The 25,194-nt window shown below is 59.3% G+C and carries 24 protein-coding genes and 1 tRNA gene; 17 read left to right on the top strand and 8 right to left on the bottom strand.

Annotated features, from left to right (window positions below; genetic code table 11):
* The first annotated feature begins 24 nt into the window (after positions 1–24).
* Positions 25–1,371: an MFS transporter gene (locus B0G73_RS12310; RefSeq protein WP_106281037.1), complete on the top strand. Its 1,347-nt coding sequence runs from the start codon at positions 25–27 to the stop codon at positions 1,369–1,371.
* Here B0G73_RS12310 and B0G73_RS12315 read toward each other — a convergent pair.
* Positions 1,360–2,619 (bottom strand): sensor histidine kinase, encoded by a 1,260-nt coding sequence (locus B0G73_RS12315; protein WP_106281039.1) that lies wholly within the window; start codon positions 2,617–2,619, stop codon positions 1,360–1,362. The genes B0G73_RS12310 and B0G73_RS12315 overlap by 12 nt on opposite strands.
* A 329-nt stretch (positions 2,620–2,948) precedes the next feature.
* On the opposite strand from B0G73_RS12315, the gene B0G73_RS12320 reads away from it, so the two are divergent.
* From B0G73_RS12320 to B0G73_RS12355, 8 genes are all read left to right on the top strand, one after another.
* Positions 2,949–3,923 (top strand): LysR family transcriptional regulator, encoded by a 975-nt coding sequence (locus B0G73_RS12320; protein ID WP_106281041.1) that lies wholly within the window; start codon positions 2,949–2,951, stop codon positions 3,921–3,923.
* 63 nt (positions 3,924–3,986) lie between these two features.
* Positions 3,987–4,433, top strand: coding sequence for a DUF3331 domain-containing protein (locus tag B0G73_RS12325; RefSeq protein ID WP_106281043.1), 447 nt, complete (start codon positions 3,987–3,989; stop codon positions 4,431–4,433).
* A gap of 179 nt (positions 4,434–4,612) precedes the next feature.
* Positions 4,613–4,981, top strand: coding sequence for a response regulator transcription factor (locus B0G73_RS12330; RefSeq protein WP_106281045.1), 369 nt, complete (start codon positions 4,613–4,615; stop codon positions 4,979–4,981).
* 86 nt (positions 4,982–5,067) lie between these two features.
* Positions 5,068–6,006: an alpha/beta fold hydrolase gene (locus tag B0G73_RS12335; RefSeq protein ID WP_258193289.1), complete on the top strand. Its 939-nt coding sequence runs from the start codon at positions 5,068–5,070 to the stop codon at positions 6,004–6,006.
* A 29-nt stretch (positions 6,007–6,035) separates the two neighbouring features.
* Positions 6,036–7,082: an alcohol dehydrogenase gene (locus B0G73_RS12340; protein ID WP_106281049.1), complete on the top strand. Its 1,047-nt coding sequence runs from the start codon at positions 6,036–6,038 to the stop codon at positions 7,080–7,082.
* Positions 7,079–7,798 (top strand): hypothetical protein, encoded by a 720-nt coding sequence (locus B0G73_RS12345; protein ID WP_106281051.1) that lies wholly within the window; start codon positions 7,079–7,081, stop codon positions 7,796–7,798. The genes B0G73_RS12340 and B0G73_RS12345 overlap by 4 nt, the downstream gene beginning before the upstream one ends.
* A 46-nt stretch (positions 7,799–7,844) precedes the next feature.
* Positions 7,845–8,699 (top strand): alpha/beta fold hydrolase, encoded by an 855-nt coding sequence (locus tag B0G73_RS12350; protein WP_106281053.1) that lies wholly within the window; start codon positions 7,845–7,847, stop codon positions 8,697–8,699.
* 36 nt (positions 8,700–8,735) lie between these two features.
* Positions 8,736–9,743, top strand: a complete 1,008-nt coding sequence (locus tag B0G73_RS12355; RefSeq protein ID WP_106281055.1) for a zinc-binding alcohol dehydrogenase family protein — start codon at positions 8,736–8,738, stop codon at positions 9,741–9,743.
* Between the two features lie 122 nt (positions 9,744–9,865).
* Here the strand turns inward: B0G73_RS12355 and B0G73_RS12360 are convergent, their stop codons facing one another.
* From B0G73_RS12360 to B0G73_RS12370, 3 genes are all read right to left on the bottom strand, one after another.
* Complete coding sequence (locus B0G73_RS12360) at positions 9,866–11,560, bottom strand: FAD-dependent oxidoreductase (RefSeq protein ID WP_106281057.1); 1,695 nt, start codon at positions 11,558–11,560, stop codon at positions 9,866–9,868.
* A 4-nt stretch (positions 11,561–11,564) separates the two neighbouring features.
* The gene (locus B0G73_RS12365) at positions 11,565–12,929 is read right to left on the bottom strand and encodes an FAD-dependent oxidoreductase (protein ID WP_106281059.1); all 1,365 of its coding nucleotides are present in this window, start codon (positions 12,927–12,929) and stop codon (positions 11,565–11,567) included.
* Positions 12,930–13,019: 90 nt separating this feature from the next.
* Positions 13,020–14,459: a catalase gene (locus B0G73_RS12370; protein ID WP_106281061.1), complete on the bottom strand. Its 1,440-nt coding sequence runs from the start codon at positions 14,457–14,459 to the stop codon at positions 13,020–13,022.
* Between the two features lie 334 nt (positions 14,460–14,793).
* Between B0G73_RS12370 and B0G73_RS12375 the strand changes: the two genes are divergently transcribed.
* The 6 genes from B0G73_RS12375 to B0G73_RS12400 all read left to right on the top strand — a co-directional run bounded on the left by B0G73_RS12375 (position 14,794) and on the right by B0G73_RS12400 (position 19,030).
* Positions 14,794–15,162, top strand: a complete 369-nt coding sequence (locus tag B0G73_RS12375) for a BON domain-containing protein (protein ID WP_106281063.1) — start codon at positions 14,794–14,796, stop codon at positions 15,160–15,162.
* Between the two features lie 118 nt (positions 15,163–15,280).
* Positions 15,281–16,300, top strand: coding sequence for an alpha/beta hydrolase (locus B0G73_RS12380; protein ID WP_106281065.1), 1,020 nt, complete (start codon positions 15,281–15,283; stop codon positions 16,298–16,300).
* A gap of 76 nt (positions 16,301–16,376) precedes the next feature.
* Positions 16,377–16,916 carry a carboxymuconolactone decarboxylase family protein gene (locus tag B0G73_RS12385; RefSeq protein WP_106281067.1) on the top strand — a complete coding sequence of 180 codons (540 nt, stop codon included), beginning with the start codon at positions 16,377–16,379 and terminating at the stop codon, positions 16,914–16,916.
* Positions 16,917–17,310: 394 nt separating this feature from the next.
* Positions 17,311–18,030 carry a hypothetical protein gene (locus tag B0G73_RS12390; protein WP_106281069.1) on the top strand — a complete coding sequence of 240 codons (720 nt, stop codon included), beginning with the start codon at positions 17,311–17,313 and terminating at the stop codon, positions 18,028–18,030.
* A 342-nt stretch (positions 18,031–18,372) separates the two neighbouring features.
* Positions 18,373–18,609 (top strand): hypothetical protein, encoded by a 237-nt coding sequence (locus B0G73_RS12395; protein ID WP_106281071.1) that lies wholly within the window; start codon positions 18,373–18,375, stop codon positions 18,607–18,609.
* Between the two features lie 163 nt (positions 18,610–18,772).
* Complete coding sequence (locus tag B0G73_RS12400) at positions 18,773–19,030, top strand: hypothetical protein (RefSeq protein ID WP_106281073.1); 258 nt, start codon at positions 18,773–18,775, stop codon at positions 19,028–19,030.
* Between the two features lie 231 nt (positions 19,031–19,261).
* Here B0G73_RS12400 and B0G73_RS12405 read toward each other — a convergent pair whose 3' ends face one another.
* The 4 genes from B0G73_RS12405 to B0G73_RS12420 all read right to left on the bottom strand — a co-directional run bounded on the left by B0G73_RS12405 (position 19,262) and on the right by B0G73_RS12420 (position 22,809).
* Positions 19,262–20,026: a hypothetical protein gene (locus B0G73_RS12405; RefSeq protein WP_106281075.1), complete on the bottom strand. Its 765-nt coding sequence runs from the start codon at positions 20,024–20,026 to the stop codon at positions 19,262–19,264.
* A gap of 3 nt (positions 20,027–20,029) precedes the next feature.
* Positions 20,030–20,893, bottom strand: coding sequence for a nucleotidyltransferase (locus B0G73_RS12410; protein ID WP_106281077.1), 864 nt, complete (start codon positions 20,891–20,893; stop codon positions 20,030–20,032).
* Between the two features lie 168 nt (positions 20,894–21,061).
* Entirely contained in the window at positions 21,062–21,214 is a 153-nt protein-coding gene (locus B0G73_RS41195; protein ID WP_258193290.1) for a hypothetical protein, read from the bottom strand.
* A gap of 323 nt (positions 21,215–21,537) precedes the next feature.
* Positions 21,538–22,809 carry a nucleotidyltransferase gene (locus tag B0G73_RS12420; protein ID WP_181196537.1) on the bottom strand — a complete coding sequence of 424 codons (1,272 nt, stop codon included), beginning with the start codon at positions 22,807–22,809 and terminating at the stop codon, positions 21,538–21,540.
* A 290-nt stretch (positions 22,810–23,099) separates the two neighbouring features.
* Here B0G73_RS12420 and B0G73_RS12425 point away from each other — a divergent pair, with 290 nt between their 5' ends.
* Together B0G73_RS12425 and B0G73_RS12430 are read left to right on the top strand one after the other, a co-directional pair.
* Positions 23,100–24,710, top strand: coding sequence for a hypothetical protein (locus B0G73_RS12425; RefSeq protein WP_106281081.1), 1,611 nt, complete (start codon positions 23,100–23,102; stop codon positions 24,708–24,710).
* A gap of 405 nt (positions 24,711–25,115) precedes the next feature.
* Positions 25,116–25,192: transfer RNA gene (locus tag B0G73_RS12430), tRNA-Asp, on the top strand.
* The last annotated feature ends 2 nt before the right edge of the window (positions 25,193–25,194 follow it).

Consider the following 25,194-nt stretch of genomic DNA (forward strand, 5'->3'; position numbering starts at 1 on the left):
CACCGTTACATAAAAGAACCGAGTATGGATATTCACCCGCAAAGCGTGCATGTGCAATTCGGCAAACTAGGAGAGGCGTCGTCTGCAGTCGCTGGCTCCAGTCTCGGCAGAATACAGACATGGGCTCTCGTGGCCGCGAACACATTCGAGTTCTTTGACTTCTTCATGTACACCACGCTCGCCGCTTATATCGGGCGCGCGTTTTTCCCTCCTGGGGCATCAATAAATAGCGCCTTACTACCCTTCGTCATTTTTGCGGTGGGCTATCTGTCGCGACCGGTGGGCGGCGTTGTCATCGGGCGCTATGCCGATACGCGCGGGCGCAAACCTGCAATGTTGCTGACTGGAACGCTCATCACGCTCGGCGCGATCGGAATAGCCGTCACGCCGACGTACGAAACGATCGGCGTATCGGCCGCATTTCTGATCCTCGCGTTCCGTATGCTTCAAGGTCTGGCAATTGGCGGAGAGATGGGGTCGTCGAGCGCGCTATTGATCGAGCGCAGTCCGGCGGGAAAAACTGGCCTGTACGGTGGCTATCAGATGGCAGGACAAGGCATCGCGATGATGGCCGCTGGCATCTGCGGGCTAGCCCTATCCATTGCGCTACCGGCGTCGCTGCTTCTCGACTGGGGCTGGCGCCTGCCGTTTGCGCTAGGCGCGGTCCTTGTCCCGATTCAACTGTTCTTGCGCAAATCGATCCGAGAGCCCGCCGCAATTGTCAAACGCACCGCTGCCAGCAAGATAGGCGCACGCGATTGCGGTATGCCGCTGGTCCTTTCCTCGCTGTTGATCCTGGGCGGAACGGTACCGACTTACATCGTGATCTACGTCACGAGCTTCGGCCTGAGTGGACGGGCACCCTCTGCTACTGCGTCGTTTGTCACGACTGGCGTCACGGGCGCTATCACGGTGGCGGCGTCGATGGCGGGAGGCGCGCTTGCAGACTTCGTTGGCTTGAATGCCGTGATCATCGTATCGCGCGCTGCAACCGCGCTCGTCGTTTATCCCGCTTTCGCCGTCGCCGTCTCGCATCATTCGGAGATCGTGTCGATGCTCATGATTGCGTTGATTGCGGGCCTGTCCGCGCTCGGCGGAGGCCCGACAATCGCGCTGATCCTACAAAAGTTCAGACCGGACCACCGCGCAACCGGCCTTTCGCTCGCGTATGCGACAGGTGTCGGACTTTTTGGCGGTACGGCGCCGCTCGTCGCATCCACTCTGACCCGCTGGAGCGGCAACGCGCTCGCGAGTGCATGGTACGTGATGGCTGCAGCGACCTGCGCCGTGATTGCACAACTTCTGCTGACGAAGTGGCGAAGCTATCCGTTGCAGCCGTCGCAGGAGCCGGAGCGCGTGTCAACCGGTTAGCTGCGAAGAGTCGGAACGGGTCGGCAATGTAAAGCCGAAGCAGGTGCCCAGGCCAGGCTCACTATGTGCCCAGATGTGCCCGCCATGCGCCTCGACTATGGAGCGCGCGACAGGCAGGCCCATGCCCATGCCGTCGGCCTTGGTCGTGAAGAAGGGCTGGAAAAGTGCATCGATCCGGGTCGGGTCGATGCCCGGGCCGGTATCGCGCACCTCAAAAACGATTTCATTCGCGCCCGGCTTGACGGTTACCGCGAGTGTACGTCCGCTGGATGGGCCCGAATCGATTGCGTGAATTCCGTTCAATAACAGGTTTGCAAGCACCTGCTGGATTTGGAGCGGGTCGGCGAACACGTGGACCTCGGGATCGGCATCACTGACGACACGTATCTCTTTTGCGTTTGCCTCGGGTGCTATCAGGAACAGCGCGGCATTCACCGATTCCACCGCCGGGAATCGTACCGATTGCACGGGCACCTTTCCGACAAAGCCGCGAATCTTACGACAGATCTCGCTTGCGTCACGCGCCCAGCGCGCGGCATCTCGGATTGCAGCGACGGCTTCCCCGACGTCTGGCGGGTCGCGTGTAAGCCAGCGCAACGAAGCATCGGCGGAAGCACGGGTGGCCGACAATGGCTGACTGATCTCATGAAGGATCGACGCCGATACTTCACCGAATAGCGATACGCGGGAGGCTCGCGCCATTTCTGCGCGCATAGCCTCGAGCCTATCGCTATTTTCCTTTTGCTCGGTGACGTCGAACGCGTAGAAGTGAAGCCGCCGATAGCCTTCCTCGTCTTCTGGCAGTGAGCAGCGCCAGACAATCGGCACGGCGCGCCCCGCGAATGTGATCAGCGTGCGTTCGCCCTGACATGCAGTCTTATTTTCGAACATGGCACGAAACACCGCGCTGTTGCTGATCCGGTCGGCCGGCAACAGAACCTTGACACGTTCGAAGAACTGGTCCCTCGATTGCGCTTCGAAGAGACTGACCACCGCATCGTTGGCGTCGACGAACGAGTGCAGCGCACGCAGTTGCGACACGGCTTCGGGATGTTCGTCGAAATAGCTGTCGATACTCGTGATGCCCGATGCCTGCAGATTCTTGATGGCCCGATAGATGCGCGACCAGTCCTCGATCAGGATGGGAATAGGCGCTGACAGAAACAGATTGTCTTCTGCGGGCCGAACAGGTTCGGGGTGATCGGAACGGGTGACATCGTGTGCCGGTAGTGGGCGCGTTGTGTTCATAAGAAACCTGGTGCCTGGCGCAGTGCTAGTGGTGAAAACATGTAGGTCCAACTGACGGGCCGCAGTATCTGTCCGTCATTCGATATAGCGACAACTATACCCGAGGGCAGGTGTCCTGCCCGGTCGCTAATCGCTGCGAACGCGGGCGGTACATCGGCCGGTTGCGTGTTGTTCGGCTGACGCAACATACGGTGAGGTAAGCCGCGGGCGCTGTTCCAAGCTAAACCTTGGTATAGCAAGCGGTCGACTACGGGCTGATAGAGCGAGAGGCATGGTTGCACTAGACTTTAATCCAACAGTGAATCAGTCGAGCAACCGTGGAGATCAGCATGGACCGAGTTCTACACGCGATGTCAGTATTTACGCATGTCGTCCGTCGGGGCAGCTTCACCGCCGCGGCGGACTCGCTCGGCATTACGGCGGCGTCTGCCAGCACGCTCGTCCGGCAACTCGAAGAACGGCTCGATGTGATGTTATTGCAGCGCTCGACGAGGTCCATGTCGCTGACCGCCGAAGGATCGCAGTACTACAAGCACTGCGTGGCCATTCTGAGCGAGATGCGTGAGATGGAAGAGCATTTGAGCGGCGCCAGCCGCCTTGTGCGCGGCCGCTTGTCCGTTGAAGTCGATCAGGAAGCAGGCTCAGTGCTGCTGCCGACACTCGCGGAATTCAGATCCCTGCACACGCAGCTCGACCTGCGCATTGAAGTGGGGGGCGAAGGCGAGCGGCTAATCGACCAGGGAATCGATTGCGCGATCGTAATCGGCCACCTTCGTGATTCGTCGCTGCAGTGCAAACGAGTGGGATCTTACCAGGCGGTCACCGTGGCGAGTCCCGCTTACCTCAGGAAGAACGGTGTACCACGTCAGGTCGCGAACCTGCATGACCACGAATTCGTGCACTACGCGCCAAGACGCTCCGGCTGCGCTCGACATCCACGCTTCAATGGCGAAGCAGGAACTCAAACGCTCAGACTCGCTGCGCGTACGGTTGTCGGCGACGTGCAGACGGTCGTCAACTACGCGACGCGCGGACTTGGGCTTGCGCAAGTCGGCTTGCCGCTGGTCAGCCGGCTGATCGCTGCGGGCGAGCTGGTCGAACTGCTGGCATATGCCCGGCCAGCGGTGCTGCCGATCGTAGCTATCTATCCGCAGCGGCGGCATGTGCCGATGTCTTTGCGCGCATTCATTGAATGGGCCACGAGCCGGTTCGAAACAGATTTGCCCACGCGTTCGCAGCAGGCTTCCGTTGACGCGAACGAATGGAATCCTTCGCGCGAGATCGGGCATGCGGCGGCTGCCTGACTCGCGCAGAGCAATCCGGGTCGGCGCGACTCGTTGCTTCTCTCGACGCTATACGAGGTGCGAATGACGCAAGCAACACATGGTGGGGAAGACGTGATCGAAAGCACCCTAATGCGCCTGCTCGATCCATCGCGGACGACGGGGATACGCCAGACCACGATGGAACGGCTTCGCGCCAGCGACGCACGCACAGGCATGACGCTGGCGGGCGCGGCGCGGGACGACACGGGCCGTTTCGCCGTGCGGGTCCAGGTCGTCGAGGTCTTGTCCAGCTCGACGGTCAGCTTGCGTTGGAGCGACCCGCTTTCCGGGCATATGGGGGAGCAGCTGTGGCACTGCGTGACCGCGCGCAGGCGATCCTTTTGCGCATTGACAGGCGCACCGGTCAAACGGGGCGATCGCGTCTACCAGCCGCGAGTGCGCGGAAGGAACGTGCCCTGTAACTCGGATCAGATGATCCACGCAGTGGCTATTCGCGCGTTACCTGGCGCCTCGTCCGCTGGCGAGTGACCCGCATCCGGGCGCTGTGGGATGACGCAATCAAGGCCCCCGGAGAGCGACTGCCTCGACGGGGCGACGCAACCATACCCGAGGATGGTTGTGGTTAAAAGGGCTCTACAGATAGTCTGCTGGGCACAAGTGCGCTTTAAGACTCGGACCCGCGAGCTTGGCGTCACAAGAGAGAATTCGTGGCCTATAAGACTGTTTGCATTATTGACGACGAGCTGTCGGTCAGGCGGTCGCTGGAATCGCTCGTCCGTTCGATGGGAGGCGAGGCGCGCGTGTACAGATCCGCCGAGGCGTTTCTGGCAAATGGCCGCAAAGCGCCGTTCGATTGCGTCGTGTGCGATATCCAGATGAGCGCCATGACCGGCATTGAACTGCTTGCACGGTTACGCGCCGACGCTTGCGAAGCGCCTTTTATCTTCGTGACCGGATATGTCACTGCGCGCAGCCGGCAGGAAGCCTGTAACCACGGTGCGTTGTGCGTGCTTGAGAAGCCGCTGGATCCCGAAGAGCTCGCGCAATGGATCGACAAAGCGCTCACCGGCAGGTGACCTGCCTGGCGTAGCGGTAGTTCGAAACAGGCAGGATACCGAGTGGTTTAGACACTGCGGCGTGCAGAGCAGGTGATGTTCTTCGATTGACCAACATCGGCAAATGTCGATATCGCAGTTCGTTCAGAAGGGACGCAAAATCTATGGCTAATGTATCGCCGGGCAGTAGAGCGCAGACTCAGTTCATCGAAGTGGAGGGCCGGCGTCTTGCCTATCGCAGGTTCGGTAGCGGAATGCCGATCGTGCTTTGCGTGCGCTTTCGCGGAACGATGGACTCATGGGATCCGCTGTTTCTCGACAGTCTCGTCGCTCGGGGTTTTGAAGTTACGATTTTCGATTACAGCGGCCTCGGACAGTCCACTGGCGAGCGTACCTACAGCCCGGCATCGCTCGCGAAGGACGCAATCGATCTTATTGTCGCGCTGAGGCTCGGCAAAGTAGTAATCGGTGGATGGTCGGTCGGTGGCATGGCCGCCCAGATCGTCATGGCCAAGGCGCCTGAACTGGTCAGCCACGCGGTGCTCATCGCCACCACGCCGCCGGGGCCGCTCATCAAGCCGGGTGAGGCGATCTTCTACGCGATGGCCAGGCGCGAGAACGACTTCGAGGATTTCGTCGCACTGTTCTTCGAACCGGCATCCCCCACTAGCCGTGCAGCGGCCGCACGATCGGCGCAACGGCTTGCCGAACGCACGAGCGATGTCAGCCCCGCAGTGCCGTTCGAGTGGGCAGCACAACAACTCGGCGACGCCCCGAAGAACCCCGTGTTCCCCGCAGATGCAGTTCTGCAGGCCCTGAAATCCACTTCGATTCCCGTGCTTCATCTCGGCGCGGATCATGACATCGTATTTCCGGTTGAGAACTGGTACGCACTGAACGGCCAGCTTCCGACCTTGCATCTCGTGACGTTGCCGCGCACCGGGCACGGGCCTCAGCTCGAGTATCCCGAGGCATCGGCCAGTCATATCGCCTCATTTGTTCGAGCGCGCAGGCCAATGCCTGATCGCGTGTTTCTATCTCCGTGAGTTTTTAATTTTCAAGTGAAGAACAAGAGATGAGCCTCCAAACGACTTATCGAGCCGCAGTAGTCAAGGCGTCCGGCCAGTTGCAACTCGTCGAGCGGCCAATTCCGCAACCGGTTCGCGGACAAGTGCGAATCCGCGTCGAAGCCTGCGGCGTGTGCCACTCCGACAGTGCAACCGTCGAGCGTGAAGTCCCTGAAGGTGCTCAATCTCGCGTGCCAGGTCATGAAGTGGTGGGCCGCATCGAGGCACTGGGCGAAGGCGTCGAGGGCTGGAGCATAGGTCAACGGGTCGGCGTGGGATTTCTCGCCGGCGAAGATCGCAGTTGCCCGTCGTGCCGGCAGGGCGACATCGTCAACTGTCAGAACCCGGTCATTACCGGCATCACGACCGACGGCGGATACGCGGAAATCATGCTGGCCGAGGCGCGCGGCCTGGTCCGCGTGCCCGACGATCTGATCGCGGCCGAAGCTGCGCCGCTGCTGTGCGCCGGGCTGACTACCTTCAATGCGCTTCGCAATGCCGGTGCGAGGGCCGGTGACGTAGTGGCGATCCAGGGCCTCGGCGGCCTCGGACATCTCGCCGTGCAATTTGCCCGCAAGATGGGCTTTTACACGGTCGCGATTGCGCGTGGCGCGGACAAGGCGGAACTGGCATTGCAACTCGGCGCGCATCGCTACATCGACGCCAAGGTCGAGGACGTCGCGGCGGCGCTGCAGGGGCTAGGCGGCGCGAAGGTGGTGCTCGGTACGGCGCCCAGCGGTACCGGCATGGCGGACACCGTTCGCGGTCTGGCGCCGCGAGGCAAGCTGGTGGTAGTCGCTGTGCCGGGCGAGCCGATCGCTGTAAATGCCGTCGACCTCGTATTCGGCGGACGCACCGTGGTGGGCGCATTGACCGGCACGGTGACTGATAACGAGCAAACGCTGGCATTTGCCCAACTGCAAAACATTCGTCCGCTGATCGAAACTTTCCCGCTCGAGCAGGCGCAGGAAGCCTACGACCGCATGATGCGCGCCGACGTGCGCTTTCGTGCGGTGTTACTCATGAATGTCGATAACACAGGAGTTAAAGCATGAACGCGGTTGCTCAATCCATCATCGAGGCCCATGGCGGCCTCACGCAGTGGCGCAAGTTCAGTACGGTCCGCGCCGATCTCGTGCAGGGCGGGGCATTGTGGGCTCTGAAGGGCCACGCAGGCACCCTGGATCGCACGACGGTGACGGTCGCAACCGACCGCCAATGGGCGTCGCACGCTCCCTTTGGGGCGCTCGCGGCACGCAGCGACTTCACCGGCAGCCGTGTCGCTCTTCTGGACCAGGGCGGCGAAGTCCTGGCCGCTCACGACGATCCGCGCGCCTCATTCGAGGGCCATACGCTCGAAACACCGTGGGACGCTCTGCAACTCGCGTTCTTCGCGGGCTGCGCGATGTGGACCTACCTTAACACGCCGTTTGTGCTCGCCTGGGACGGCGTGGAATGCGAGGAGCAGGGCGTATGGAACGAGCAGGGCGAGGAGTGGCGCAAGATTGCCATTCACTACCCGGCTGGCCTCGAAGTGTTCAGCAAGGCGCAGGCAATCTACGTGGGCTCGGACAAGCTGGTCCGCCGTCTCGACTACGACGTCGAGATTGCGGGCAATACGCCGGGCGCGCACTACGTCAGTGACTATACGACTGTCTCCGGAATCCAACTTCCGACGAAGCGTCGCATCTATCCGAGAACGCCCGACGGAAAGTCATTGCCCGAGCCGCTGGTCGTCTCCATCGACTTGCATGACATCGCCCTGAGCTGACATCGAACAACACGAGGCGTTGCTTGCGCCTTCGGAGAAGAGAACCATGACTGCAATGACTTCATCGAACGCCGAGACGCGTTATGCCGACGTGTCTGGTCTGCGTTACGCTTATCGCCGCTTTGGCAATCGTAACGGCGGCCTGCCGGTTATCTGCCTGCAGCACTTCACGGGTACCCTGGACAATTGGGATCCCGCCATCGTCGACGCCCTCGCGGAAGACCGCGAAGTCATTCTCTTTGAGAATGCGGGCGTCGGTCGGTCGAGTGGCCATGTGCCAACCACGATTGCGCAAATGGCGGAACATGCGATGCGCTTTGTCGATGCGTTGTCGCTCGCACGAATCCACATCCTGGGTTTCTCGCTGGGCGGCTTCCTCGCGCAGGACATTGCAATCGCGAGACCCGCACTCGTCGAGCGCCTGATCATCTCCGGCAGCGCCCCGGAAGGCGGTGAGGGCGCTGGAATGGACCGCCCCGAACTCCTCGCGATCTATACCGACGGCGACATGCCGCCGAACGAGAAGCTCAAGCGGCTCTTTTTCCCCGCAACGACGGACGGGCAGGCCGCAGCCGAGGCATTCGTCGGTCGTCTGGAAACCCGCAGCGCGGAGCGCGACGTTCCGGCAGGCGCGGAGGTCGCCACGGCGCAGTTGCAGGCCATGATCGCGTGGGCAAACTGGAACGGAGACGTAAGAGAAAAGCTGGGCGGGATCGCGCATCCGGTTCTCGTCACGAACGGTGATAACGACATCATGATCCCGACCGCAAATAGTTTCGCGCTGGCGGAAGGCCTCCCGAACGCGACGTTGATCGTCTATCCGAATTCGGGGCATGGCGCGCTGTTTCAGTACGCGCAGAGCTATGTTGCTCACGTCCGGGAATTCCTACGCGGAGCCTGACTGTCCGCAGCCCTTAACGAACTCGAGAAAGCACTTATGAAAGCAATTGTGTACGCTCAGGCGGGTCTACCCATCGAGGATCCGCAGGCCCTCTACGAGGCAGACTTGCCAAAGCCGCAACCCGGTCCGCGCGATCTGCTCGTAAAAATCCAGGCAATCTCCGTCAATCCGGTGGACAGCAAAGTCCGCGTGAGCATGAAACCTGCCGCTCCGCGAGTGCTCGGGTGGGATGCGGTCGGCACAGTGGAAGCCGTTGGCGCGGACGTTGAACTGTTCAAGGCAGGCGACGAAGTCTGGTACGCGGGCGACATCACACGAGCAGGCAGCTATGCAGAGTATGGCCTCGTCGACGAACGTATCGCTGGGCACCGGCCTATGTCCGTTTCCGCGGCCGAAGCCGCGGCGCTACCGCTCACCAGTATCACGGCGTGGGAACTGCTATTCGACCGCCTGAAGGTGACGGAGGGTAGCGGCAATGGCCAGAGTCTTCTAGTGATCGGTGCAGGGGGCGGCGTCGGCTCGATCCTCGTGCAATTGGCTCGCAAGTTGACGGAGCTGACGGTGATCGGCACAGCCTCGCGGCCCGCGACCCAGGCGTGGGTGCGCGAATTGGGTGCCCATCACGTTATCGATCACGGCAAGCCGCTCCAACCGCAATTGGCCGAGGCCGGCATCCAGCAGGTCGATCATGTTGTCAGTCTGACCCATACCGACAGTTACTACTCGCAAATCGTCGAACTGCTCAAGCCCGAGGGACAACTGGCACTGATCGACGATCCGGCGACGCTGGACGCCATGCCGCTCAAGCGCAAATCCATTTCGTTGCACTGGGAGTTCATGTTCACCCGTTCGATGTTCCAAACGGGCGACATGATCAGACAGAACGCGTTGCTGAGTCGCGTCGCGTCGTTGATCGACCAGCGCGTCATAAAGACCACGCTGGGGCAGCATATCGGGTCAATCGGCGCGGATAACTTGCGGAAGGCGCACGCGTTGATCGAAAGCAACCGAGCCTTGGGCAAGATCGTTCTCGAAGGCTTCTGAAGAACGGTCAGCTGTGCATGGGTGGATGAACGCCCCAGAAAGAAGCGTGCGCTGCTCGAAGGCAGCGCACGCTTTCGCATTGGCGTTGGAGCAGAGAAAGGATGCGGCGCGTCCCGTGTGGGCTAAGCCTGCGTGCTTGTCTGATCCAGATGCGTATGGATCTGCGAAACAACGGCGGCGCCATCGCCGACGGCCGCGGCGACCCGCTTGGTCGAGCCGAAGCGAACGTCGCCGGCGCAGAAAACGCCCGGTATGCTCGTCTCGTGTTCGCTCGCTTGCGCCGCGGCCGCCCGCCCGGTAAGGACGAACCCGCTGCGTTCCACCAGAACACCGCATCCGGACAGCCACGCGGTGTTGGGCGATGCGCCGATAAACAGGAACACGTGTTCGGTTGGAGACACCGTGCATTGCCCACCACGCACGATTTCCACCGACTCCAGATTCTCCGCGCCATGCAGCGCCGTGATCTGCGTGTTGTACTGAACGTCGATGTTCTCCAGAGACGCGATGCGCTCGACAAGGTACTGAGACATGCTGGACTTCAGGTCCCGTCCGCGAACGAGCATGCCGACGCGCCGCGCGTGCGAGGCGAGGTAAACAGCCGCCTGGCCCGCTGAATTGCCGGCTCCGATCAGAAGGACGTCTTTGCCTGCGCAAGCCTTGGCTTCGACCGGCGACACCCAGTAGTAGGCGCCCTTGCCTTCGAATCGCTCCAGGCCCTGAACATCCGGCTTCCTGTAGGCCGCGCCGGATGCTATGACGACGGTGCGCGCGCTGATCTCAACGCCGCTTCGAAGCCGCAGCCGTAGCGGTGATGCCGCGCAGTCGAGCGATTCTACTTCCGCGGGAATGGCCACCCGTGCGCCGAACTTCTGGGCCTGCACGAAAGCACGAGCGGTCAATGCATGTCCGGAAATACCGGTCGGGAAGCCAAAGAAGTTTTCGATGCGGGCACTCGCACCAGCCTGACCGCCCGGCGCGCGATGATCGAAGACGGCAACGCGCAGTCCTTCGGAAGCAGCGTAGACCGCCGTCGCGAGTCCTGCGGGACCGGCGCCTACCACAGCCACGTCGAACACCTCGCCCGCGACGAACTCAGGTAGCCAGCCGAGTGCGGTGGCGAGCTCCGACTCGCTCGGCGCGCGCAAAATCGTGCCGTCGGGGCTGAGGACGAGCGGGTATTCCGAATCGTCAGCGACCCATTTTCCGACGTACTGCGCCATGTCGCCGTCGGAGGCCGTGTTCACGACCGTGTGAGGAACGTTGTTGCGCGCGAGGAAACTCTGCAAGGAGTTGAGTTTCGCGTTGTTGGCCTTGGTCACCAGAATGAGGCCGCTGCCGCCTTCGATCAGTCCCACGCGACGCAGGATGAGCGCGCGCAAGATGCGCTCGCCTAGCTCAGCTTCCGCGATCAAAAGCGCCCGCAGGCGTTCCGGCGGGACGTGAAGCGCACGCACGTCGCCCACTGCGTCGCCGTCGACCAGACAACGGCCACTCGAAATCTGCCCGACCTCCGACACGAAGTGGCCCGGGCCTTGTTCATTGATTACGAGTTGTCGGTCGAACGCATCGCGACGGGTCACCTTGATCCTGCCGGACAACACCACGTACATCCCAAATCCCGGATCGGCGACCTTGAAGATACGCGTGCCATCGCGCCAATGGCAAACGTCGCCGAATCGAGCGATCCGGGCGATTTCCGCATCGCTCAACACCGGATATTTCTGTTGTCGGCGCGATGCGTGTGGGTCCGATTCGGAATTCGGCTGCAACGATGAGCCGCCGTTCGTGTCGTCCGTGTCTGGGGAGTGGTTCATGAGATCACTTCAAGGTCGCAAACAGAAGATTGAGTCCCTCGGACATCAGCGGGTGCGCAATGATTGCATCGCGCACGGCCGTATACGGCAAGCCGCCGAGCATGGCCATCTGGACGGCTGTGGTTACTTCTCCCGCGCCTGAGCCGAGCATGGTGAAGCCGATGATCGCGCTGGATTCGGGGCTCACCAGTGCCTTCATGAAGCCGCGCGTCGCGCGGTTGGTACGGACACGCGGCACGGCCGCTAGTGGCAGTTTGGCGACTCGATAAGGCACGTTGCTCGCCTTGGCTTGAGACTCGTTCATGCCAATGCGACCTAGCTCCGGGTCGATGAACAATGCGTAAGGTATGGTGCGTGCCCTGACGCTTCGCGCCCGTCCTTCAATGCCGGCTTTGAGAACGCGATAGTCGTCGAAAGACGCGTGGGTGAACATCGGCGTGCCGGCGACTTCGCCAATGGCCCACGTTCGTTCCGCCGTCGTGGCGAGCGTGTCGTCAACCTTGATGAAACCACGAGCATCGCATTCCACCCCCGCGAGGTGCAGGTCCAACGTGCTGGTAGCCGGCGTCCTGCCGGTGGCGACGAGCACATGAGTGCCCTGCACCACACTTTCGTCACTGAGCCTGATTCGCGTGCCGTCGCCGTTGCGACCCTGAGCTTCGACAGGCCGTACATTGAGCTTTACGTCGATTCCGTCGTGCTGGAACGACTGCAGAATTTCCGCGCTGACGTCTTCGTCTTCGCGCATTAGTAGCCGCGGCCCGTCGTTGACTACCGTGACGTCGCTGCCGAGTCGTCTGAACGCCTGGGCCATCTCCAGCCCGATATAGCCGCCGCCGAGCACGACCAGATGCGAAGGCAGTTCCGTCAGTCGCAGTGCCTCGACATGGGTGAGAGGCTGAAGCTCAGGAAGGCCCGGAACGTCGGGAATCGTGGCGAACGTCCCCGTGTTGATATAGACATGATCGCCTTCGAACATCTGTTCGCTGCCATCGGCAGTCTGAACGAGAATCTTGCGCGGACCGACGAATCGCCCGGTACCAGTCACGAGATGTAGTCCGGAATCCTGAAACGCGCGGCGATTCAGTTCGACCATTCCATCTACGACGGTTTTGACTGTAGCGCTGACTTGAGCCATGTCAGTTCTGGATCCGGACTCTTCGTCGACGAGACTCCGTGCGTGGTAATTACGCGCGACCTGGATGAGCGTTTTGCTGGGGATGCACGCCACGTTTATGCATGAACCGCCGATCATGCCGCGCTCGATCACAGCAACGCATTTTCCCGCTCGCGCCAGATCCATGGCGAGCGACTTGCCGCCCTTGCCGCCGCCGAGAAACAGATAGTCGTAATGCAAGGCTTCGTTCATAAGTGACTCCAGATTCCTGATGAAGGAGATCGCGATACGATGCTCGGCGCGATTTGCGCGCGATGATCACCGCATAGATGGCTTTGTCTGCTATTGGGGCCCTGCAATGGAGTCGCGAACCCCGCCGGCGTAGGCGGGGTCGATTTGTTCGAAATGCGCGAGAGTCCGCTCGACAATCTCCTGCGGAACGCCTTGAATCGCGCGAGCAATATTGCCGAACAGGCGCGAGCGTTCTTCGTCATCGAAAAGGCGGAAAAGCTGAGCCGGCTGGCTGTAGTAATCCGTGTCTTCCCGATGGTCGTAGCGATCAACGGCGCCTGCTTCAAGGGGCGGCTCTGCGACGCTCCGGTCTTGCGCGAAGTCGCCGAAACGGTTCGGCTCGTAGTTCACGTTGCCGTCAAGATTGCCATCCACACGCATGAGTCCGTCGCGATGGAACGAGTGCTGCACCGCGGACCGCGAGGCGTTCACCGGAATCTGATGGTGATTGACGCCAAGCCGATAGCGCTGTGTGTCGCCATACGAGAAAAGTCTGCCTTGAAGGAGGCGGTCTGGTGAGAAGCCAATGCCCGGCACGACATTGGCCGGTGTGAATGCCGCCTGCTCGACATCGGCAAAGTAGTTTTGCGCATTGCGATTCAATTCGATCATGCCGACATCGATCAACGGGTAGTCGGCGTGCGGCCAGACCTTCGTGATGTCAAACGGGTTATACCGGTACGCGACTGCTTCGCCTTCAGGCATGACCTGGATCTGCAATTTCCACCGCGGGAAGTTCTCCGCTTCGATATTGGTCACGAGATCGCGCTGCGCGCTCTCGCGGTCTCGGGCAACTACTTGCGCGGCTTCCTCGTCCGTGTAGTTCGCGATTCCCTGCATCGACCTGAAGTGGAACTTCACGTAGAAGCGTTCGCTTGCCGCGTTGATGAATGAGAAAGTGTGGGAGCCGAAGCCGTGCATCTGTCGGTAATTCTGAGGAATACCGCGATCACTCATCAGGATCGTTACCTGATGCAGCGACTCGGGATGGCGCGACCAGAAATCCCAGGCTGCGACGTTGTTGCGCAGATTTGTGTAGGGGTCACGTTTCTGAGTGTGGATGAAGTCCGGGAACTTCAACGGATCGCGAATGAAGAACACGGGCGTATTGTTGCCGACGATGTCCCAGTTGCCCTCTTCAGTGTAAAACCTGATCGCGAAGCCTCGCACGTCGCGCTCGGCATCGGCTGCACCGCGCTCGCCTGCGACTGTCGAAAAGCGCATGAACACTGGCGTCGCCTTGCCAGTTTCGGCGAATAGCTTCGCTTTCGTGAAGGGAGAAATGTCGTGCGTCACCGTGAGGGTACCAAACGCACCTGATCCTTTTGCATGGACGCGCCGCTCAGGGATAACCTCGCGATCGAAATGCGCCAGCTTCTCAAGCAGCCATACGTCTTGCAACACGACGGGTCCGCGGCTGCCGGCTGTCATTGAGTTCTGGTTGTCTGCCACTGGCGCGCCGCTGGCACTTGTTAAATGTTGTTCGGACATTCTGCGCTACTCCTTGTTGCTCTGTTGATTGCTCTTAACCGTCGATCCAGACTGTCGAATCTCGCCTCGGGGAATGTACACAAACGCCATGTCCCGGGAAACTGTGCCGCAGTCCGTATGACCATGATCATGGGGATCGCGATCCCTATACCTGAGTATGAGTTGTTGAGCGCGATGCGAGTCGCTTGGGCGTTCCCGCGTGTCCTGAAAACTGTTTCAGCAGAAAGCCCATGTAAGTTGGCGCGCCGGGCCTCTATGATTGGCCGCGAAAAGTGATGCTTCGTAAAAGAAGTGCACGACTTTTCACGCAACGACAACCACCATGGAGTCTGGAATGAAGAAGATCATTGCAACTGTTTTGTGCATCACCTATGCCGCGTTCGCCGTCGCGGCCCAGGCCGCTGTTTCTACTTATTCGCCGCCGGTCGAAGATCATGCGGCAAAAGCGGGCTTCACCAGTCCGGAGCGTAAAGCTGAACGCGCCGCAAATCGCGCGCTCTCGAAAAAGGTTCGCGCAGCGCTGACGAGTACCCGAGGACTCGACGTATCGAACGTAACGGTGCTCGCGCGCAAGGGCGCCGTCACGCTTGCCGGTACCGTTCCGGACGACCAGCAAATTGCGCTTGCAGAAAACGCTGCGCAGGGTGTGCAAGGCGTCGCGTCCGTGAAGAACAATCTGACACCGGGTTACGCCGGCCACTAATTAGTACCTGGATGGCGGCTAGTTCGGCTGTTCTGCTCGCATGGCCGCTTAAAACGCCGTGCTCACAATTGCACTTGTACCGCCATCTCATTTTCTAAGAACTAGGAAAGACAGAACAATGATCACGCTACGCAATAAGGCGTTAATGGCAATGGCGAGTGCGGCACTCGTTACGTCGGTCGAGGCCGCACCAGTTCTGGAGCCGACCACCCAAGGCTTTATCGACGCGCTTGCGAAACAGTCTGGGCCGCCGATCTATGATCTGAAGCCGGAAGATGCACGCAATGTACTGGTGGGAGCGCAGTCCCAGCCGGTCGCAAAGCTTTCTGCCAGTATTGAGAACCGTACCTTGCCTGTAGGGCCAACCGGGTCGGTGAAGGTTCGAATCGTCAAGCCCGAACATGCCGCAGGACCGTTACCCGTGGTCATGTACTTTCATGGCGGCGGCTGGGTATTGGGTGATACCAGCACGCACGACCGCTTGATTCGAGAGATTGCCAATGGGGCCCACGCGGCGGTTGTGTTCGTTGATTACGATCGCTCGCCAGAAGCGCAATACCCGGTGCCTATCGAGCAGGCTTACGCAGCGACAGAATATGTCGCCAGACATGGACGCGAACTAGGCGTCGATTCGTCCAGGATGGCGGTGGCGGGTGACAGCGTGGGCGGAAATATGACCGCGGCTGTCACGCTGCTCGCGAAGGAGCGCCGTGGCCCGCAACTGCGCTATCAAGTGTTGTTCTATCCGGTGACCGATGCGAACTTCGACGACGCTTCGTACAAGGAATTCGCGGAAGGCCCGTGGCTAACGCGCGCAGCCATGCAATGGTTCTGGAACGCCTATGCACCTAACGCAAGCGATCGCGAAAAGATCACTGCGTCGCCGTTGCGCGCGACCCAGGAAGACCTGAAAGAACTGCCCCCGGCGCTCGTTATAACCGATGAAAACGACGTGCTACGCGACGAAGGCGAAGCATATGCCCGCAACTTGATGCAGGCGGGTGTGAAGGTCACTGCGACCCGCTATCTCGGAACCATTCACGACTTCGTCATGCTCAACGCGCTGGCGGATACGCCCGCGGCGCGGGCCGCTATCGCCCAGGCGAACGACGCCCTCCGGCACGCGCTAAGTAAATAACCGCAGCTATCGTGAACCGAAAGACCGGTCAATCGACGTGACCGGTCGTACAGAACCCCCTCTCATGGAGTGAAAAATGGCGACACGCTTGAACACGATCAATCCGGCTGACGCGTCCGGCAAAGCAGAGGAACTATTCGGTCAGATCGGCAAGGTAATGGGAAAGGTTCCGAACGCGTACGCAACGATCGGCACGAATAGTCCTGAAGCACTGGCCGCCATGCTGGGCGTGGATGCGGTAATCGCGTCCAGTACGCTCGACAAGGCAGACCGGGAAGCCATTCGCCTCATAGTGAGCGAAACGGCTGGATGCGACTACTGCATCGCGGCGCACACGATGCTCGGCAAGAAAGTCGGGCTTTCGCAAGAGGCAATGAAGCAGATCAGAGCGGGGGTCGCAACGGGTGACGCGAAGCGCGACGCGCTCGTCACGTTCGTGCGCACGCTCGCTACGACGCGGGGTACCGTACCTGTTCAGGCGCTGGATGCGTTATTGTCGGCGGGCTATACGGAGCGGCAGGTCATCGAGACCATGCTGGTGGTGGCCTCGATCACTTTCACGAACGTCGTCAATCGTGTCAACGATACCACGCTAGATTTCCCTCCATTTGAATAAATCTGACCGTTCGCTCAAGCGAGGATGCCGTGCGCCGGGTCGCGCCGTGAGGATGGCCAGCATGCGAGGTGGTGACGGTTTCAAACGACCCCGTTTTCAAGCGGACGCGGGTTTTGCCGCATAGAAATCGACGTCGAATGCGGTCCTCCATCGTCTTTGTCGTCGGAAAACGGCACGCGTTCGGCCCGCTTCCGAGCTTCATCCATTGCGATCTGGTGCGCCGGACACAGTCCGCAACTCCAATGCCGCCGAATTCGGTGATCTAAATCGCCGCCTTTTTCGGCGGGCGAGATTGGGCTGGCGCTTAAGAAGCCAGGCGAAGCAACCCCTCTCTTCGAGGAATCCCGGCATCGAGTCGCGGCCGAGGGAATTACCCATTAACTAGGATAAGAAAATGAATGATCTTGTTGAGTTGGCTGTGCGGGCTGCCGGTGGCCTAGAACGTTTCAGAAGCTATCGAAGCGTTTCGGCGACGCTGCATCACACGGGCGCGATATGGGACCTGAAACAACGCGGTGGGGTGTTGACCAACTCTCATGTGACGGTGCAGTTACACGAGAAGCGCGTGTCGCATTCGCCATTTGCGCCGACCACGGACCACTCGATCTACACACCGTCGCGGGTCGAAGTGCGGCGGCAGGACGAGAGCCTCGTCGAAGCGTTGGACGATCCACGCGCTTCGTTTGACGGCTACGAAATGCAGACGCCCTGGTCGAATCCGCAACTCGCTTACTTCGCCGGTTACACGATGTGGACGTATCTCAACTCGCCGTTCCTGCTCTGCGATACCGGCGTGACGGCTCGTGAGATCGAACCGTGGCTCGTCGATGGACTCCCATGGCGGCGTCTTCTCGTCGAATTCGCGCCATCGATCGCGACGCACAGCGCAGTTCAGACGTTCTACTTCGACGCGGACGGACTGTTGCGGCGGCACGATTATGAAGTGGACATTCAGGGGCGCAACGCTGCTGCCCGTTACCTCAGCGATTACATCGAAGTGCAAGGCATTCGTATGCCAACCCGCTTCCGCATTTATCCGCGCAACGCCGACAACCTGGCGCTGACCGAGCCTTTGATCGTGGGTGTGGATCTGTCCAACATCCGCTTCAAATGACGGACGAGCCACGAATCTTCCGGCTTATCACGCTGCGGTCCGCGTTGCGCCCCGTCAAGCTCGAACTGGACGAACGGTCTACCCGCGACGGGCTCGCGGCAGTATCGCAAGGCCGCCGGCGGCAAGTGGAAGCTTGTGCATCCATTGAGGGCCCCGCTGCGGTCGCCCGTGCGGCGCACGAACGCTGGCCCGGACTGGTAGCCGCATGTAGTGGCGGGGCATCGCTGAACGAAAAATGGGCGGGGAGTTTGTCAACAAAGCGGCCGCCCCCTTCACTCTGACCTACGCAGACGATCTCGTGATCCTGTGCAAGCGAGGCAAACCTTTGGTCCAGGAGATCGCGTGATCGACGCAGCCGGTCGACTTGCGGTGTTCCAGCGTCGGGCGACTTGGGCACATAGCGGCGAGACCGACTGCCCGAACAGTATCGTGGCTTGGCAAAGCGGCGGCAAGCGGGTGACCAACGAGGGCCTTCGGATCGCCACGGTCGAAGAGCGAATCCTTCACGGCGAGTTTGGCACGGATGAGGTCCCCGCCTACCCGCGTTCCGAAGAAGCATCGCGGCAGACTTCCCGGTAAAGTCTCCGAGGGTTGCCCTTACATGAACGATTACAGCAAGGAAAATGCTCAAAATTATGAGCGTTCGACTTGATCGACTGCACGCAGAGCTGCGAGTGATTTTGCAACAGGGCATAGATGCATTGCCGGTTGCCGATCCGCGCGCCGCCGAGTTGGAAACGTGATGGATCTCTACAGTATCGATGTCTCGGCGCTCGGCGACACCGTCTGGGCGACGGGTGACGACGGCACATGCGTAGGTCGATTCAGCAAGCGATTCGGAATTGACGTACATCGGACCGTGACCGAGCAGATGGCCGGCGCGGATCAATGTTTGCATTGCGCGCACGAGGCAGCGGGTGCGGTTGAATGGCAGGAGTTTCGCGAGGCGATTCGGCGGCACCACGGCATCGAAGTTCCGGCCGACGTAATCCGGCTTTGAGCAAGGAAAGCACGGAGAGGTAGTGGCCATGACAAGGATTCGCATTCGAGGCGGCAAACCACCTGCAGGATAGCAAAGCGGCGTAATCGTGATTGATTGCCTCAGCCATTGAGGGATTGCCTCGGTGCCATGTCCGCCAGCGACTTACGGAGATTTGAGCCTCTAACCGTGGAAAATCGGATTGCTCAAAAAGCTACTATATTTACGTCCTTCGGCTAGAGCATGTAATTTCTAAATTTTTAGTACTGCTTTTATAGCATCCCACTCGGCGGATAGCATCGGATTCAGCTCCTCGAAAACCGGCGACGACAGGGTGATCGCGGCGTTGGCCTTGGCCGTCTCGTACATTGACAATGCGTCAAGCGTCATGATGTTAAATTCATTGAGCGGCGGCTTTGACTGGAAGATTTTATACACGTCGTCAAAGGTTTTCTCGAACCGCATCCGGAGCCACTCCAGACGAACCCACTTCGCCAGAACCTGCTCACTGAAAACAGCCTGTGATGCAGCCACTACAACACCGAGATCAGTTCGTCTATATAGCAGACAGGTCAACCACAAGACAGCATACACGGAAATTTTGATTCGCTCCCACTTCGTCATCCGTAGGGCAACCGTCTTGCTAAATAGGCTGTTTTCCAGTAATTGTGCCGCCATTTTTTTTATAGGATCGGTGAGATCATTGTTATAGTAACCCTCCGTCCTCTGGTGTATCAGGTCAATGCCGCATGCGTTGCTGTAGAAATCCTGTCGCCGCTTGTCCTCTGCACGAGGTGTCAGATACAAGCGCGAGGCTAGGCCGATCACGAACAAGGCAAGGACCGAGACAGTGAACGCAATGAGGATGACGCTATAGGTAGCCGGAAACTTCAAAGCGTCCACAAAAAGGGTTGCGAAGGACAGAACTGCACCGGCATAGAATAGCCAGTCTGAGGCCTTGTCGGCCATTTCAACGGCATCGTAGTAGCGTTTGCGGATCGGGTCAGAGCGAGACATCGGTTATCCGTAGTTAGGAAACTCGCTGCCGAAGATCTGCCTCCAGATTTCGATAGCGCTTTTGTGGTCGTTAGTATCGCCGTATGTCTTGCTCCAGGCGGATCGACTTTTTTCGATGGCGGTATCGAAGCGCTTGAGTACTTCCTGCCTGTCGTACCACAACAGGTAGTCGTCCGTGAAACCGGTGTCGTACCAAAGTGGGCCCTCGAGCAACTTTCGCGCTTTGTCAAAGAACTGGAACACGTGCCACGCGGTGTCGTCCAGATTCCCGCTGAACACCTTGATCGCTAGCACCTCGATGTGATAGCTCAGCAGGTAGTCGCTGTGAATGCGATTCCAATGCTTGATCATTTTGATGATCCGCCGGAAATTGTAGCCGCACTCCGAAGACTTCGACTCTATCGTCGCAGCCAGAGCCTTGGGCTTGGATGTAATCCAAGTGTCCGTGTTGGAGTCGGGGACGTTATAGTGCGACACCGTTCCGTCGTCGTTCACAACTCGACTCACGGGGACGATATCGACGGTTGGCCATGTCGCGTAATAAAGCGTTACTGCCTGCCCGTTTCGACGGACGCCTGTTCGCCACTCCGCTAGTGTTTCTCGAACACGGTGCAGCACCTCGGTTGGAGTTTTGTTTTTGATATGCTTGCCATAGTGCAGGACAACCATCACATCCAGATCGGCGTGCTGCTTCAAGGCGGTGAATTTCGGAATCGAGCCCGTGCTGAAAGCCTCGATGATTTCGAAGGTCTTGCTGAGCGTGGCGACGATGTCGTCGCGACGCGCGTTTGCGATTCCGCGATGGTCGCCGCTCAGGTTAATGTTGTCGTAGAACCGGTCAAACGAAACTTCAACGGTGTAGGGCATACGCGTCTCGCCGAGCTCCGGAGCTGAAATGTGTATTGCGGGGCTGGCGCAGTCCTGTTAACTGGCGCGCGCCTCTTTAATGAAGTCCGGTTGGCTGGCAGCTGTTCCTTGTGGATGGGTCACGCCAGAAATTCGTGTGGTGCCCCTGGTCAAGGAATGTTGTCCCGGCTACGCGCGATCGATACTGGCGGGCATATTGCGGCAGCGCCCGCGCGGCGTCGGATGGTAGCCGCCACCAGCCCATTCGCCAGTTACCAACCACTCTTCAAAATATCCGAGCCATTCGACAGTCCAGGCAAGGTGCGTATCAGCCAGTTTCATTTGGGGTATCCATTCACGACGCTTTGGTAAGAACAGGCAAAGCTGAGTACCTCGTCCCTTGTGCCTGTATGTGTGTGGCGGGCGACGACCGGCCGATAAGGCCGACAGGTCAGGTCGCAACACAAAGACGTCCGGCGCGACTAAGCCGGGCCGGATGCTGAGCAGGCAGTCGTAGAATCGGGAAAACTCACCTGGCGACACGGAGAACCGGTATTGCAACTCGCGACCAGAGTGGTTTCGTATGGTGGCGCCGGGCAGATCGAGCCGCCCGAGCTCCAGTCGCCTCTGGGAAAGTGTCGGCACGCTCGCATGCGGACTTTGCATCAGTCACCATAGAAACTGTGCGCGCGAGCGGGGAGGATACGCGAACTCGCGGCCGCCGTGACAATGGAGACCCGCCCGGCGCTCCGATTGGAATCACGGACCTTCGACAACGCGGCCTGTAGCGCATTCGCGGATCGGGTTCCGAAAGCGGTGTCGATGATGCTGACCAGCACGTCATTGCCGAGGTTCTGTTCCACTGCTTTCAGCAGTTTCTCAAGATCCTTGGTAAGCACGGTTATCCATCCATCGAACGCCTCGTGACGCCCAGTACGATTCATTGAGCTTGCCAGATTCTCCTTGGGTGCGGATGGGTTCGGCAGGTTCCACTCCTCAGCGCCGTTCGTCAATCTGGTCCGGGGGAATAGGCCGGGCATTGTCTTGACCATGTGGAGAAGCAGATCCAGCGGACTGTCGTGCTCAAGCGGGGCAAGTTGGGTGTACGCCATCGCGGCCAGTGTTGTGACGAACACGGACGTCGGCGCAAGTCCCTTCAAGTCTTCGCTTGCGGAAAAACGACTGTTTCTGTGTAACTTGAGCAATTGCACGAATCGGCAGAGTAGCCGGCTAAAAACCTCATCCGCTTCTGCCAGTGGTACTACCTCTGCACGTTCCGCGGAGTCCATCGCTTTCGCCATGACCAGTTGCCCACGAAACGCGGGCGGTATTGCTGCTGCCTGATTGAAGTGTTTCGCGTAACCCAGCGGGTTGGTCGAGTCATACCGCATCAGTTCCCGGTCCGGTATCAGCGCATGCGTTTGCCCGTACGGCGCCGAGAGAAGCGGATCATCAATCACTGGCGTGATGTCGGCACACATCCCGTCGGTGTACCCGAGCGTAACGCACCGCTCCCAACGGCGAATCGACAAGCTATGAGAATCCGCGTAGTCCTTCAGGGCTCGATAGAAATCGTTGAGGAGCAGGGCAGGGCCACTGCTGGACATATACCGACGGCGCGCGTCGGCGCTCAATAGCGCAATTAGATCGACGTCGAAGCCGTCGTGAGTCGATCTCGACGGTCTGACCATCGTGCCGAGTTGCCGCGAACCATGCGGATGTATCTTGAGCAGCAGCCCTTCGAACTCGTCCCGGTTCGCGAGAAACTGCGCGGTGCTCTCGTAGGAGGAGGCCAGCCGGTCAAGCTGCGTTGCCGTCGGTTCGTGATCTCTGGCGATCGCATCGACCAGAAAGAAAAAACGTCGCGTGAGGTCGGATGTCGCTGGGCGACTCACCCTGAGTTGTACGGGCTCGGAAAACAACGTCTGGCTGGTCATTATTTAGATCCTTCTTAAAAGAGACCGGCCCTCGCCATCAACACTACATATAGTGCCAAGCCGATACAGTGACCCAGAGTCTAGTAGAATTTCGCCTCCTGTGCCCGAATGTAGACGATCATTGGAGATTTTTTTTGTAACAACAAAACACGCAATCGTTTGCGCATGCTAAGTCATCTGTGAAAAAACACAGGTCGACGGGTTGGATGGTGCCGAGCCACGGCGGGAACGGCCACGTGCGTCCGCGCACGCACATTGGTTGGCGTAACAGACTTACCTATCGATAAAAAATGAATAACCAGAAACCATTCACAACACGGCTTCTCGATCTCGCGCTGGAAAACAAAATATGGGCTCTTTCGGTCGCGGTTCCGTTGCTGGGCGCGATACCGCTCTACATCTATGCGATGAGCGCAGGTGAGTTACCGGATTTTTCGCTGGGAGAGTTGACGGGTACGCTCATCGCATCTTTTCTGACCGAACTGTTCCTTGGGATGGCCATGGTGGGCTATTTGCTTTTCACCGGATTCGCGACAAGAAAAGCTGTGGCGGCCTTTTATCCGGGAGCAAATGGCACTGCCGCAGATGACCATGGTTATCTCATTCGCGGCAACTTCATTCTCGGCGTGACGATCTTCAGCCTGTTGGCCTGGTTCGGCTTGTTGACGAAATCGTTCGATGCATGGTTGTCTCCGCAGAATCCTGAACTCTCACGCGGTGCCTATGTGCTGTCGCTCGGTTCGGCTGCATTGTTGCTGCTCGTTGACTGGCGCAGAGGAAGACGTCCGCTCAAATACGCGCTCCTGGCGCTTCTTGCGGCTTCGATCACGTTTCTTGCGGTGCTGGTTACGGCGTATCTGAACGGCTACGTTGTCGTGCCGCAAGGTAACCCAGTACCACCGCCGTCTTCATCCGTATCGCTGGTCGCAATTGGCACATGGTCGGCCAATGCATGTGCATGGCTGCTGCAGGATCGACTCATCGGGACGGCATTCGTGGCCGCTATTTCGGTCGCGGTCGCGATACCCGTTGCGGCCCGAATCACCCGCGGCCGCCGGGATGCAAACCGGTCGGGCCGCCCCCCTCAACCGTTCTTCGGGAGCGAGGCGACGAGGCTGATGGCGGCGAAGGTCTGGGCTACGTTGGTGTTCTGCTTCTGCGCGTCGGTGACCTTTCTTTTTCTTAGTGTGGTGGTGAGCGCCAGCCCCCTTCATACACAGACAGTTATCGCGATCGTCGGGGGCAGTTATCTAATATTGCTGAACTGCGGTGCATTTGCTGCACGTGACTGGAGGCAGCGGGCATGGATCGGCGTCGCGACGTTCGGCCTAGTGTTCATCATCTTGCCACTTCAGGGCGACAATGCAACGCTGCTTCCGAAGATGGTCGTCAACGTTCTTGGATTTGGGAACCGGCACGCCACAAATGTTGCTTTGGATGGCACCGAGTGTTCGGCGCTCGCCCCCTATGGCGTCGATTGCAGTGCAACAAAGGACACCAGTATCGGCATCACCAACGTCAACATCTTGGATCGGCTCGGGTCTACCGTACTGATAGAGCTACAGTTGAGGCAGTCCACAGACTCGGAAATAACGTCAGAAATCGAACGACCTGCTATGCCGGCTGCGGTTGTGCGTGGCTCATCTTCGCGGCGTGTGACGCTTAGGACACTGACAATGCCGATCGGGCTAGCGAAGGAAGGGCAAAATAGCCTCGTCGCATCGTGGTACCCATGCGATTCGCTCCTTCTGGAAAAGCTGCGTGCTGTTGATTCTGCGAAGGCGAATGCGCTCGCGTGCGTGAAGCTCAGCGTACCAAAGGAGCGTATGATCGGCCACACGATCAATGGGCCCGCCACGTACGTGGGTGACTTTTCACAATATGTTCGCTTGTCGCCATGAACGCGATGAGAGCGGGCGCGACTGGAAATATTGACAGGATTGTCAGGGGCGAGGCAGGCCGTCTCACGACTGATTGGTCTCTCCCGACAGTCGTGAATCGGCTCCCAATTGCTTCAACTTCTCGCACCTTGTGCCCGTTTCGGTTCTCCTGAATGCGTGCATTTCGGAGAAGCCCGCTTTCAACCGCAGTAGAGCAACGTGTTGCCGTGAGGCTGGCTGCATAGGTGCACTTTCCCGTTGCCAACTTACGACATTTCAGGCAAAATCTTACGTCGTTGTATTTTTCGTTGTATCTGCGCAATCGAACTGGGCAATAGCCTTGTCCATCAAGGCAGGCTAGGGTTTGTTGGAACCCCTCAGCACCCACCAGTTTCAGATTCGGTTAAGTGTTCCAGCGCAACATAAGGAGTGGTAGTTCAGTCGGTTAGAATACCGGCCTGTCACGCCGGGGGTCGCGGGTTCGAGTCCCGTCCACTCCGCCAGT

Source organism: Paraburkholderia sp. BL25I1N1 (genome assembly GCF_003002025.1).
Lineage (GTDB): Bacteria > Pseudomonadota > Gammaproteobacteria > Burkholderiales > Burkholderiaceae > Paraburkholderia.